The 12,736-nt window shown below is 32.5% G+C and carries 13 protein-coding genes; all 13 read right to left on the bottom strand.

From position 1 onward, the window contains the following. Window positions 1–188: 188 nt before the first annotated feature. The 13 genes from MUA21_RS05495 to MUA21_RS05435 all read right to left on the bottom strand — a co-directional run bounded on the left by MUA21_RS05495 (window position 189) and on the right by MUA21_RS05435 (window position 12,732). On the bottom strand, window positions 189–374 hold the full coding sequence (locus tag MUA21_RS05495; RefSeq protein ID WP_046208562.1) for a hypothetical protein: 186 nt from the start codon (window positions 372–374) through the stop codon (window positions 189–191). Window positions 375–1,485: 1,111 nt separating this feature from the next. Continuing rightward, window positions 1,486–1,959, bottom strand: coding sequence for a hypothetical protein (locus MUA21_RS05490; RefSeq protein ID WP_262562097.1), 474 nt, complete (start codon window positions 1,957–1,959; stop codon window positions 1,486–1,488). Window positions 1,960–2,119: 160 nt separating this feature from the next. Beyond that, window positions 2,120–2,632, bottom strand: coding sequence for an LPXTG cell wall anchor domain-containing protein (locus tag MUA21_RS05485; RefSeq protein WP_262562096.1), 513 nt, complete (start codon window positions 2,630–2,632; stop codon window positions 2,120–2,122). A 279-nt stretch (window positions 2,633–2,911) separates the two neighbouring features. Further along, on the bottom strand, window positions 2,912–3,247 hold the full coding sequence (locus MUA21_RS05480; RefSeq protein WP_262562095.1) for a hypothetical protein: 336 nt from the start codon (window positions 3,245–3,247) through the stop codon (window positions 2,912–2,914). 157 nt (window positions 3,248–3,404) lie between these two features. Further along, the gene (locus MUA21_RS05475; protein ID WP_262562093.1) at window positions 3,405–3,530 is read right to left on the bottom strand and encodes a hypothetical protein; all 126 of its coding nucleotides are present in this window, start codon (window positions 3,528–3,530) and stop codon (window positions 3,405–3,407) included. A gap of 177 nt (window positions 3,531–3,707) precedes the next feature. After that, entirely contained in the window at window positions 3,708–4,022 is a 315-nt protein-coding gene (locus MUA21_RS05470) for a hypothetical protein (RefSeq protein WP_262562091.1), read from the bottom strand. Window positions 4,023–4,041: 19 nt separating this feature from the next. Beyond that, window positions 4,042–4,200: a hypothetical protein gene (locus MUA21_RS05465; protein ID WP_262562090.1), complete on the bottom strand. Its 159-nt coding sequence runs from the start codon at window positions 4,198–4,200 to the stop codon at window positions 4,042–4,044. A 396-nt stretch (window positions 4,201–4,596) separates the two neighbouring features. Next, window positions 4,597–6,309 carry a peptidoglycan recognition protein family protein gene (locus MUA21_RS05460; RefSeq protein WP_262562088.1) on the bottom strand — a complete coding sequence of 571 codons (1,713 nt, stop codon included), beginning with the start codon at window positions 6,307–6,309 and terminating at the stop codon, window positions 4,597–4,599. 64 nt (window positions 6,310–6,373) lie between these two features. Further along, on the bottom strand, window positions 6,374–6,676 hold the full coding sequence (locus MUA21_RS05455) for a holin (RefSeq protein ID WP_262562086.1): 303 nt from the start codon (window positions 6,674–6,676) through the stop codon (window positions 6,374–6,376). 155 nt (window positions 6,677–6,831) lie between these two features. Further along, entirely contained in the window at window positions 6,832–7,260 is a 429-nt protein-coding gene (locus MUA21_RS05450; RefSeq protein ID WP_262562085.1) for a DUF2951 family protein, read from the bottom strand. Window positions 7,261–7,319: 59 nt separating this feature from the next. Further along, window positions 7,320–7,637, bottom strand: a complete 318-nt coding sequence (locus tag MUA21_RS05445; protein WP_262562084.1) for a hypothetical protein — start codon at window positions 7,635–7,637, stop codon at window positions 7,320–7,322. 84 nt (window positions 7,638–7,721) lie between these two features. Next, window positions 7,722–7,859, bottom strand: coding sequence for a hypothetical protein (locus MUA21_RS05440; RefSeq protein ID WP_262562082.1), 138 nt, complete (start codon window positions 7,857–7,859; stop codon window positions 7,722–7,724). Then, entirely contained in the window at window positions 7,849–12,732 is a 4,884-nt protein-coding gene (locus MUA21_RS05435; RefSeq protein WP_262562081.1) for a phage tail spike protein, read from the bottom strand. The genes MUA21_RS05440 and MUA21_RS05435 overlap by 11 nt, the downstream gene beginning before the upstream one ends. Window positions 12,733–12,736 lie beyond the last annotated feature (4 nt).

Here is a 12,736-nt window from a genome sequence, read left to right as displayed (position 1 = left end):
CTATTTAACATTCAGTAATTTTAATATGTTTCATTTGATCTGTATAACATGTTATTTAGCCTTATTTGTAGATTTCAAAATTCAATTATGTATATATCAAATGATTAATGCCAACGTCGGGAGGTATTGATAGAAAATTACTCAAAATAAAATAAGCCTTGTTTCAGACTTATCTTATTCATTGCTATTTAAATAGCACGTGTTGTATCACAAGCTGACAATGCATTTTCTAAAGTATATCTAAGATAATTCATATCATGCATTTGCATCGCATTGTGATATTCTTTGAAAGCTTCATCAGTAGAAAAGTTAATATGCATATTTGCTAGTCGATCTAAAACTTCTTTGTCTTCCATGTCATAAGCACTCTTCACTTATTAATACCTCCCTTATATATACAAATTATAACAAATATGATTTTACAATCAAATATTTACTGAATATTTAAAAAATAAATTACATTCACTATCACTTTAATTATTTTAATGCCCATTTAAAAAACTTAATCCATCTATAAAATTTCGAATCATTATAGTATGGTTTGCAAATAGCAAAATTAAGCACCATCACATTTATATGACCGAACCTAGATTATATTCTCATTTTTTAAATATAATAGGTATTTGTTCAAACCAAAAAAGCTGACGATTTACTAGTAGGTAGTAATCATCAGCCTTCACAAGACGTTATTTCTTCTTCTTGAATGCGTCGTCTTGATTTTTATTCATCATTGTCATCATTTGACCCGAACATTCAAAAATACTTTAAAATCAACAATTTAACTTCAAAAAATTAAAACAATTTAAAAGCGCCATGACAGCATTTTAAAACTTCTTTTAAACGTTTTGTTGCCAATCTGTTGCCACTATATATGTAAGACATTGCTTTTAAGTGTTCGTATCATCATTCGTAAAACAGAACAAACATTCTTGTTTTCCTTTAAAATAATGGTCCCCGTTATGAATGGATTTTTAATAACAGTAAAAAATGAGACAGTATTAACTGTCTCATTCCCTTAAAGTAAGTTAAGAATTAAAAAAATAAACTCATTGAATTTAACAGGCAAAGTTTGGAGAACTATGACCTAAATGCAATTTAACATACCTTATAAATCATTTAAAGAGAGAACATTGATTCCCTTAAAATTTAGTAGATGTAATTTGAATTTTTCGATATGATTAGGGAAATTGTTAAAAAGGAGGCTTTAAAAAATGAAATATTATATGACTATCATATCTGCTTTATCAACCTTAATTGCTTATTTAATCCCTATTTTATCTTTTAATAAATTTTTTGATGGCGAATTATACTTCTTTAATGGCATGATAGTTTTAATTATATTACTAATAGTCAATATTCTTTCTATCATTCATGGGGACCGTTTAGTAAATTCTTTTTTATTATGCTTAAGTATTATCGCTACACTTATATTCACTTTTCCAATATGGCGTACATTGATTTTCAACTCCATATAAAATAAAAAGTTTATAAGGCTATAGAAATTCTATTTTGGACGTTTGTTTCTGAATATACATTTAATAAAATGTCTTTTGCTTGCATGAAGTTTTTATTTAAATTAAACACTAAATGAATCTTTTTGACGTTATTAGCTTTAATATTGGTAAATATTTTTTCGTTTATATTGTTGCTAACTGCTTTATTAAGCTCTTCACTTATTTTAGTATCGGGATATAAGGTATTAATGTTATTAGTCAAAGCAAATGTATTATATTTCAAAGTAACATCAGTGTTTCTGTAATTAGCAACCCTTAATGTCATTATCAAATATTTTTTCTGTGCAGTATATGTATGGTTATCGGCTCTAATTTTTTTACTTTTTTCAACATTTTCTATTTTATAACCTACATCATTGAGTTTCACTTCAACTTCTTTTTCAAATATCATGTCTTGCATATATGCTGGTGGACTATATGTACTTTGTTTATTTAATTCATACATTAAAAATAAAACACAAGTAACATATAACACTAAACCAAATAATATTATAATGCTATTCTTGATACTAACCCACCTTCCTGCAATATATGAATCTTTATATTAAATTCCATGTAAATTATTAAAAAGACAATCAATTGATATGATTGTCTTTTTTCAATATTTAAACATTATTTCTTAGTTTTTTTATTGCAAAGAAACTAACACCTAATATTAATGATAGAACACCGAATAAGATATTATTAAAATCATTTTCTACACCAGTTTCTGGTAGCATATCAGTTTGATTTTTAGTTTCTTCTATATTACTGTTTTTATCTTTCGTTGAATTTTCATCAGTATTATAAGTATCCATGTTTAAGGAACCTGACGCTTGAAAATTTTTAGTATCATTGTCCCCGAATTGTAAATTACCAGTTTCTTTATCAACCTTAATAATTTGTAAACCGCCAACACCTGTACTTTGAACTGCTGGCACTTCATAATACTGACCTTTATCTTCTACTTGACCAGTAGCTTTCAAACCATTCTCTACATATTCAAATTCTTCAGAAACTTTACTAATAGCATCGTTTTTCAGCTTATCTTCATTAATAGCTGCATCAGCAACTCCATTACCTAAAAATAGAGCGCTTGATAATAAACCTACACTTAATGGAAAAATAATTTTTTTCATTTTAAATCCCCCAATATATTTTAATTCTTACATTACACAACATATCATTTTATTTAATAAGTTTAAATAGAGATTAATAAATAAAGTGAATATTTCTCATTCGAATAAATAAAAAAGGGACACAAAAAGTGTCCCTTGAAGTAATCAAAATTTAGATGTAAATATAAAATATCATTGTGTACTTTTTGAGTCAAGTAAGATATAAAAAAGCAAATACATATTCATTTTTAATTTATTTTTTCATAAACATCCCACCTAAACAAAGTGGGCTTTTGCGTATTACCCCATGTCATCCCATGTTAAATTTAAATTTTTCATCAATTCTGTGATTTTTACATCAATTCTGTCTTTAGTTTCTTCATCTGTTGTTTCTTCCATGACTGGTAATAAATCATTCAAATGATTCATAATAATTTCTTTTTCTTTCTGACTCATTTTCAATTCTCCTTTTGCGTATTTATATAACGTTACTCCTTTTTCAAAACTTAAATTTTCAAGTTTTCTTTCCCCTCTGCGTATACGTCTAATTGAAGATGCATCAACACCAGTTGCTTTTTCTATTTCTATTGCACTTATGTTAGAATTAATTAATCTGTTAACTGTATCTATTATCATAAAGTTTAGTGAACCGTTTAATTGTTTATTTTAACAAAAAATATATTACAATCGCTAATACACTTATACCTATTGCATAATTTAAAAATGTTCTAATTCTTATTTTTGTTAGATTTGTCATTTTTATCACCTCGATATATAATAAGGTGGAAGGGGATTAAATCCCCAACCAATATTTGATTATTGAAGCGATGGTTGCTATCCCTAAGCAGTAATTTCGGAAGGTTCTGCTTTTGGTTTCTGCAATCATTGCTTCTTTTTCTTTCCGTTCCAAACGGTTCACTGTTTGCCACCTCCTTACTACACTACTTATTATAAAGGACAATTGTCCTTTATGCAACATCTTTCTTAAAGTTTTTTAATTATTTTACATCCACAATATCTTTCAAATCCAATTTATCTATCCCTTTATTTTCGTATAGATGCAACAAAAAAACACCCACCGGCTGGTGAGTGTATGTTAATAACCTAGTTCTCTTAAATAAAATTCTAAGTTTTTTATATCTATTTCTCTAGCTTTGGCAATGTGAGTTGCTTCGCTAAAATTACTAATTTCACTTATGGACAAAGGAAACTCTATGTTTATATATGATGCTCTATCTAATCCATATGCACGCCAATTTATTAGCGCAGGCCTGTATTTTCTTTGATGGGGCAAACCTTCTTGTGACGTGATTCTGAAAAAATATATATCTCCATCTTCATTATCTACAACAAAGATAGGTCTTTCTTTTGATTCATTCGAACCTTCAAAGAAAACAACGCACCAATGCATATTGCCATAATCATATATATTATCCAAAGTACCAGTCTAAATCTGCCTTGTTATGTTTATCTAGTTTAATCTTGCTATTCACCTGATTAACACGCACTGCATTTTCTTTTAATTTTTTTAAATCAAATCTATGATTATTTCTTTTTTCATATAACGGTTCTTTTCGTTCTTTTGTCATATACATTCCACCATCTCCTCCTAGAATAGTAAAACGATTTAGACTCTCCTTTGTTAGATTAATTATACACAACCTTTGGGATTTCGTAAACAAAAAATAACCACCCAGTAACATGTATGGGGGCTTAATATGTATATGGAGGTTTCAAGTGTTATCCGTCGCAACAGTCACACCAACCAATATCCGCCGACCTCCGATTTATGATTTCTACCTTCTCGTATAGTGAGGGGCATGCTCTCATTTTTAGATACTGGACTGTTATGGCGTCACCGAATTACATAACACGGTATCTCTCGTATTCAATATATATTATATCATATTTTCACATAAAAAAAGGGCAAGCACCTGGTACGTGCCTGCCCTTATATATTATGTGGTTAACTTAATTGTAACATATTAATAAACTTCTACAACTCTTAAACGTTCGTGCCATATCCAACCATTGTTTGATGATGAATAAACTCTAGCCCAACCATTTAAGATTTCAAATATATAAAATTGGTCGTAACCTGCATTATAAATTTCATTTGTTAAGTTCCAACTATAGTTATTTCTATTGCCTGTACGTTTTGCGACTGTAGCGCCGTAACTATCTACACGACCTCTAAAGTATGCATTTTTAGACCAATTTAAGTCGTCGGGTGGAATTGAACCAATCGCCAAATCGTCTAATACATTGCTGTATGAATTAGTATCATCGTGTAATCCGTTAGCGCCACCCGGTTTAAACACTTTATTAATACGTAATCGTTCATACCAAACGAAACCGTCATTATCGGGTGCATACACTCTAGCCCAACCGTCACGAATTTCATAAATATATAAATCTTCATAACCGGCATTATAAGTTTCGCTAGTAACAACCATTACATTGTTGTGGTTAGGTCTACAAATAGAAACACCTTCGCTATCTGCTGTCGCTCTAAAGTACGGTTGGTTAGACCACGTAAGTTTTTTAGGTGGTACATTGCCTAGTTCAAGCGCTTTTCCTTTTTTGTTTCCTTTAACTTTTGTCGGCTTGATGTCTGTTAAATCTACATCTTCATCTACAAAATCGGGAACAATGAAGTGTGTTAAACCTTCAAAATTATCAGTTCTCAATTTCGCCGGACTGTTTGCTAAAGTATCATAGTTTTGTTCTAAAATAACAAATGTTTCTGTACCTCCACTGTTATCCCAAACTAAACCAGTGTGACCCCATTTTTTATAAATGCCTTCTGTGTATACTGCAATTGAAGCGATAGGTGGCACATAATCGGGCGTATTTTCTACAAGTTTCCACCCTTTAGGTAAAGCTATCCATGTTAAATCTTTCGCATTACCCCATATTCTGTAACCATTTGTTACGTGGTCTGCATAATCAACAATTAAATCCATGCACTGAAATGCAAATTTTTTGTCATAGTCAACGTATTGCCCTTTTAGGCTGTGCATATACTCTATAGCTTCTTTGTAAGTAACATTTGTTTTAGGACTTTCTGTTGGTTTTTCTTTCGTTGGTTCTGATAATTCTTTTGAAGGTTCGCTATCGCTTTCTTCGTCCACGCCGTCGATATATTCAGCAATAATATTATCTAAATTACTAACATCACGACTATAACCGGCATGTTCTAATAAGTTGCCCGGGTCCACTTTACCAACTTGTATATCTTGATGACCCGGAAGTTCTGTTTTGTAATCGATAGTCCAGTAGTTACATAAGTAAGCTATAACACGAGCTAAATTGTCTAGTGATTTTTGAGAACGCTTTTTGTCTGTGAAATATGAACCTTCAGCACCAAATGCCCCGTCGTTAGCGTCTACACCGTACGTTTGGTTGTCTGCACTTGCACCATATAACACATGCCACGCTTTTTCTGTAACGGGAATACAAACAATACATTCTTTGTCATCTACGAATATGTGAGCGCTTGCGACAATAGACCAATCAATATTATATGAATTTTTGTAATAGTTCACATTGTCTTGTGCTGTAGTGTTTAAATTGCCTGTATCGTGTGCTACTGCAAATTTCGGATTACCTGTTGTTAAAGGTTGTCCACTACGTCTTGTTCCAACTGGTAACCAGTCATAACGTACCGGAACACCATTCCATTTTTCTTGAGCCATTTAAAAAACCTCCATTATTTTATATAGAAACCGGCTATATAGTAGCCGGTTGATTGTTTAATTATTAAACTTTGCCTCCACCTTGTTTTTGGTGGTCGTCTTTTGTCTTACCACTGCGTTGTTTTCCTGTTTCCCATAATCCAGTAGCCATTAGACCACTAATAACACCACCTAAAATACGAGCTCCAACTGATAATTCAGAAAAGATTTCTGGAATGAATACTGAAACACCACCAATAACACCACCGATTACGATTGATATTAAAGGTATAATGTTTTTAGGTATTGAACCTGTTTGTTTAACACCTTGTACAATTCCGATTGTTAATACTGATATGATTGTTGCAAAAGTAATAATTTGTTCCATTTTTAAATCCTCCAATTAATAAAATAAAACCGACTAAATTAATAGCCGGTTTGTCCGTTGTTACTGATTAGCAATCGCCGAACCAAAAACATGTTAAGAATGAGCCTAAAATAGTTGCTTGTGTTAATAGTTTCAACATAACTTTTCACCTCCTTTCAAAGAAAGAAATATTGAATAATAGCAATAGACAAAGGTATTAAAAAGCTAACCACCATTCCTATTGTCCAACGTCTTGTGTTTTTAATTTCTTTGTTCGTTTGTTCTCGTTCTTTCTTTTCAATCTGCTTTTCTTCTCGTTCTCTCTTTAAATCTTCGTTGAAGTTATTCAAAGTAAAACGTAATTCTTGGTTTATAAGTTTTTGGTCTGTTTGACTTGATGTTATATCGTCTAACTTCTTAACTAATTCCTTTGAATATTCGTTTTGTTCTTTGTGCTTAACGTCCAACTTGTTGTCTAATTCTTTGAAATTTTTATCGATTCTTTGTTTTAAGTTTTCATCTGTTTTTTTAAGTTCTTTGTTAGCTTCTTTCAACTCCTTTATTTCTCTTTCAACTGTATTTATACGTGGTCCCCATGAATCCAATGGTTTTATTACCCTCCCGTTCAAATGTAGTGGGTAATGTATTTCTTTGTTGATGTTGTTTATTGTGTTGCTGTGTTATCTTCTGTTGTTGCATCTTCTTTTGTATCTTCATTTGCGCCTGTTTTGTCAAACAAAGTTCGTGTTATATTTTCCTCTGCATAATAAACAATGCTCGCTTCTCCAAACATTTCGTTCATGCTGTTTTGCAATTGGCAAGCCGATTTAACTTTGTCTACAGTATCGAATTTATAAGCGTTGAATGTACTTGTCGTACGTGAAAAGGCGCTACCGTTATACACTTTTTGCATTGGATATTCTTCACCTGTTTCTTTGTCTTTTTCCACCAAATAAAATGATTGTTCTTTACGTTCTAGCATAATAATTCACTCCTAATAAAAAATTTTTATAATAAAAAGAAGCTAACGATTTAATCGCTAACTTCTTGTGATTCGCTTAACTCTTTAAATTTTTTCGTTTTGCTCTTGGATAATTGCTTTTAACATTGCGTTTTCTTTCGTTAATCTTGCGTTATCATCTACTAGGTAGTTAACCATGTAGTCCGAATTAGGTTTGTGTTGTTCATTTTGGTTATTTTGCATTTATCAATTCCTCCAATTTTTTAATTCTTTCATCTTGTTTTTGCATGATTATATCTTGTTCATCTTTTGCATGGGCTAATTCTTGAATTGCTTTTAACGACCACGATAACATTTCGTAATTATCTACGCCGTCCCTGTGTACCCATTCTATAGGTGTTTCACGTTCAATAACTACACCTCTATGATTACGTTCGTAATCGCTACCTCTTTCTTCTTCACGTTTAAATGAATACAATTGTAAATCATTCTTAATCACATCTAATACTTCGTAATCCCATTTTTGAATGTCATATTTATATTTTTCAGATGAAGTAGCGTAATAACTTTTGAATCTAATATCTTGATATTTCGGGTTACCCCCGTTCCACCAATCGTTTGCTGTAATTCTCAATTCATTATAACCAACGCCAAAGTAAACATCTTTACCACTGTGATTAGCAAATGCATAGCTGTGGTACGTGTTTAAACGCATTGCCTCTATATCTCTATAATTAGGGTCGCCACCGTTATAACCCATTATATCGGTAACTCTTAACGAGCCGTTACTTTCTACACAAGCGTATAAATTAGTGTTTTTAGTAATCCAATCGCCTTGAAACCCTTCGCCATAAAAATACCCACTTCCAATATCGCCGTTATCGTTGGTTGCGTATACAACCGGTGCGCTTTTACTAAATCTAATGCCGGAACCCATTTTAACGCCGGAACCTGTTAAATTACCGTAAAGTAATGCACCGTCTGTTTCGTCGGCTGTTGGGTTATCTTTAACATAATATTGAAATTCGTTTACACCAGCACGTGTATTAGCAAAAGGTCTAATATAAACTGAATATTTATTACTACCAATGTTAACGGTGTCGTCTGCCTCAATAACCATTCGGTTTGAATCAGCTCTTAATGCCACAACACCTAAACCGGATTGTAATGTAACACCTCTTGCACCACTATCGTAAGTGTAGTCAAAAAATTCTAAAGTCCCTGACGCATTTCGTGGGTCGCCGTCAAGATAAGTTGAAATACCGAAATCTGAAACATAAATAGAACGGTCAAAATCGTTATTTCTAAACCTTAAATGACCGTCTTTTAATCTAGTAAACACATTGTTGTTATCCGTTGAACCTTGCCACGTTCTTGTATAACTACCATGTAATTCGATAGTGTCGTTTTCTATGTTTAAGTATTGGTTGTTGTCGCCACCTCTAATACCTAAATTATTAACGTCAATATCTAAACCTTCGGGCGACAAGTTTAAACGGTTAATAATATTGTCTTGGTCTACTTTGTTGTTTAAATCTTGTGCTACGACTTTAAAATCATCGTTGACCGTAATATCTACACTATCGCCTCTGATTGTTACACCGTCATTACCAACGTTAAAACTTGTTATCTTACCGTTTTCATCAAACGTATAAGTTAAACCGTTTGTCGTGTCTTGTGTGAGCGTTGAAATAACTTGTGACAACGTTTTATTACTTTCGTTAAATTCGGTTAAACTTACTCGGTCTTGGATTTGTTCGCCGTTTTGTTTGATTGATGTTTCCATTTCGTTTAAACGTGTATCGGAATGTTCCGGCGCTTCTGCATAATCGCCGGCTTTATTACCTTCAACTAACATTGCATTTTTTATAACAAAGTCTTTTGTTGAGTCTGTCATTCCGGCAAGACCTTTATAAAGATACATCTTTTCACTTTTTGCTTGTGCCTTAAACGTTGCTATAACTTTATTATCTACAACTGATATATTACGTCTTTCGCCTGCCGGGTCATAAGGATAATAACTTACACGATTTATCGGTTCTCCGGACAAGTCATAAATTTCATAAGACAATGTGTATTCATCGCCAACGGTTAATGGTCTAGTAAATTCATATTCAATGTGAAGTTCTGTATCTTCTACACCTATAAAATCATCACGTTCATTAGTGTTTAACATTAAGTTACGTGTACCAATGTTAAGATTCTGATATTTGGTTAACGTTACTCTATCATTAATTTCATCACTTAATTGTTGGCGTTCTGTTTCGGCGCTGTCTAAACGATTAACAACATTTTCTTGGTCTGCTGTGTAGTCGCTAGTTGAAACCTTACTATTAATTTCTTCGGCTTGTATATTTAATTGTGCTGTATTATCTTCTACTTGCGATTCTACCGTTCCTAATTGTTGTGTAACTGTTGTTTTATCTGCTTTTAAATTGATACTATCTTTCATCAATGAAAGTTCTGTGTTTTGTTCTTCAACTGTTGCGCTAATACTACTAATATCATTTTGAAAATCTTCCGGTGCCGGTGTGTAATCTGTTGCTACCGTACCTTTTTCAAGTTTTAAATTAGTAATACGTATAGTATCACTTTCTGATACTTCAACAGTTTTTGTCGTGTCTGTCGTTGTTCCGTCTGTCGTCGTATCTTCTGTAGACTCTTGAGCGCTTGTTGTGTCATCTGTTGTTGTTTCGGTTGTATTTGTATCAGTTGTCGTGTTTTGTTCTTCTGTGTCGTCCTGTGTGGTTTCTGTAGGGTCATTTGTTTCATTATCCGTTGCATTGTCAACAATAACGTTACCTCTAAACAGATTTGAATAACCTATTAAATCGTAATTTCCGGATTTCATTTTAAATGTTTCTGAAATGTGTTCGGTATAACCAATTTCACGTGGCATTTCTTTTCTTGAATGCATGACATAATCATTTGCTGTTCTATCAAAAAGAATTAATCCGGTTGATAAGCCTGTAGGTTCTAATTGTTCTGCTAGGTCTGTTAGTCTGATAACTTCAACATCATAAGAAATAGTGTACGTTTCTTCCGGTTTCAATTTTTGATTTATATATTCACTAGAATAAAGGTTAGCACCCCAACCGGAAAATTCAAAACTTTGTGTGCTTTCAATATAGGGTTTAACCATTCCTTTATATTTGTCTGCATAGCTTACTAATAAGTTTCTTGCGCCTACTTCTAAACCGTCTACCTTTTCTTGAACACTCGAAACACTAGCGTTTAATTCTTCTTTTGTTGCTTTAATATCAGTGTTTATTTTATCCACTAAATTATCATTAAGCGTTTTTATTTCGCCGTCAATATAATCGTTGACTGTTGTTTTTAAATTGTTCAATTGTTCTTGATTAGGAATATCAGCTAACAACCTACCTTTTTCACTATCCCATTCCCCGTTAGGCAATGTATTTGCTACTTCGGTCATTGCATCGTTAAATTTTTCTTCGGTGTATTGTTGTTGCAATAATTTTAAACGCTCATCAATGCTTATTTTAGCGTTCTGTACGCTATCATTTAGTTTTTGAAGGTTTTCCCTATAATCTTGAAACATTGCTTGTGTATCTATCAATTTGCCGATTGTAGCCGTATCTTTATCCATGCTATCTAAATTCGTTTTAATTTGATTGAATACAACGCTAACACCGTCTAAATCTGTTTGTACTTGTTCTTTCAATTTCGTATCAACCAAATATTGACTATTGATTACATCATAAACATCGCTTTGTAGCATGGAATGTTGTAACTGTAAATCCTCAAACGTACTTATCAATTCGTTGTAAATTGTTTCTTCTCTTGTCATACCACCTAGTTGTTGTACGTCACTTGCTGTTTGGTTGTGCCATTCCCCGTTTCTGTATCTTCGCAATACTGCAACGTCCGGATTGCTTGTGTCGTACCATAACATATCATCAACGGGATTTTCGGGTGGTTCGGGTTGTTTAATTATTTTTTGTTCATAATACTTATCTGCATTTTCTACCGTTTCTTGTAATTGTGTATTGAGGTTCGTTATATCATCGTTTAATTTTTTTCTAATTTCTTGTAAACGTTGTCTAAAGAATTGCGTCAAATCTTCTTCACTATATCTTATAACTTTACCGAAAGTATAAACACTTTCTTTTCCTAGTAAATCGTATTCTTCGCCAATTACTTCGGCCTCTATATACAACGGTGGGTTAAAATCTTCGTCTTTAACTCTGATTGTATCGCCAATTGATGTTGTTTCATGTTGATATAAGTAATCAATATCTAAAGAAGATATTTCGTAAGTAACACTAGCCGTTTTAATTTTATCTAATTCGTTTTCGCCTAACGCTTTTAATTTACTTTCTGTTATATCTTTGTCTTGTGATTCAGGTTTGTAAACGTCCCAAATATAACGTTGTGGTAAACCAAACTGTTCTTGTGCTTGGTCGTCTGTAACGATAACCTCGGTTGTGTTTCCGTCGTCATCTTCCGGACCTACGACCATTAAAGCCGTTTTAATTTCAGTGAAATCAATTTCTCTTGATAATCCTGTTAAATCTTTACCGAAAACAATTTCTTTACCTTTAAATAATCTTTTAGGTTTTTTTAATACGGCGTAACGATGTTCAACTTTGTTTGAACCTAATTCAATATAAAAATCTAATTCCATATCATAGGTAGTTTCAAGTTGTAGTCCTACGTCATAAGGCGCTTTATGTTCCGTCCACGTTGTTGTTTTTAAACCATTATATTCTGTATCGGGCGCAACCTCCCAACCTGTATCACGTAACACTTCATACAAGGCTTGTGTTACAGTCATATCTTTTAATTCTCCCGGAACAAACGGCTTTGCTGTTCCAATATCTTCAAGATAAGATGCATTAGTTTGTATTTCGGTTATACCGTCCATATCATCAGAAATACCAGTTATAATAAATTCCCTGTATTTTCCGTTGCTATCTTGTGTAATAACTCGGTTACGCTCTCTAAATTTTTCTGCTCGACTTGAAAGGATTGAAAAATCAAACGTTTCTTTTTTATCTTTTTCTTGTCTGTTGTGTTTTGCCTCAAATAATGCCCCGTCATCTTCGGAAATAAAATCTATGATTTCGTCTTTAAAATTTAATAGATGAATCAATTAA

The sequence above is a fragment of the Staphylococcus ureilyticus genome, assembly GCF_025558845.1.
Taxonomy (GTDB): Bacteria; Bacillota; Bacilli; order Staphylococcales; family Staphylococcaceae; genus Staphylococcus; species Staphylococcus ureilyticus.
Note: the sequence above shows the minus strand (reverse complement) of the source record. Positions and strands in the feature narration are given on the sequence as shown.

What these genes read in the sequence shown, in the direction of transcription:
- MUA21_RS05480 (WP_262562095.1), bottom strand. Translation starts at nt 3,247, where the DNA reads ATGATAATAGATACAGTTAACAGATTAATTAATTCTAACATAAGTGCA.
- MUA21_RS05470 (WP_262562091.1), bottom strand. Translation starts at nt 4,022, where the DNA reads ATGCATTGGTGCGTTGTTTTCTTTGAAGGTTCGAATGAATCAAAAGAA.
- MUA21_RS05445 (WP_262562084.1), bottom strand. Translation starts at nt 7,637, where the DNA reads ATGCTAGAACGTAAAGAACAATCATTTTATTTGGTGGAAAAAGACAAA.
- MUA21_RS05440 (WP_262562082.1), bottom strand. Translation starts at nt 7,859, where the DNA reads ATGCAAAATAACCAAAATGAACAACACAAACCTAATTCGGACTACATG.
- MUA21_RS05465 (WP_262562090.1), bottom strand. Translation starts at nt 4,200, where the DNA reads ATGACAAAAGAACGAAAAGAACCGTTATATGAAAAAAGAAATAATCAT.
- MUA21_RS05455 (WP_262562086.1), bottom strand. Translation starts at nt 6,676, where the DNA reads ATGGAACAAATTATTACTTTTGCAACAATCATATCAGTATTAACAATC.
- MUA21_RS05485 (WP_262562096.1), bottom strand. Translation starts at nt 2,632, where the DNA reads ATGAAAAAAATTATTTTTCCATTAAGTGTAGGTTTATTATCAAGCGCT.
- MUA21_RS05490 (WP_262562097.1), bottom strand. Translation starts at nt 1,959, where the DNA reads ATGTATGAATTAAATAAACAAAGTACATATAGTCCACCAGCATATATG.
- MUA21_RS05460 (WP_262562088.1), bottom strand. Translation starts at nt 6,309, where the DNA reads ATGGCTCAAGAAAAATGGAATGGTGTTCCGGTACGTTATGACTGGTTA.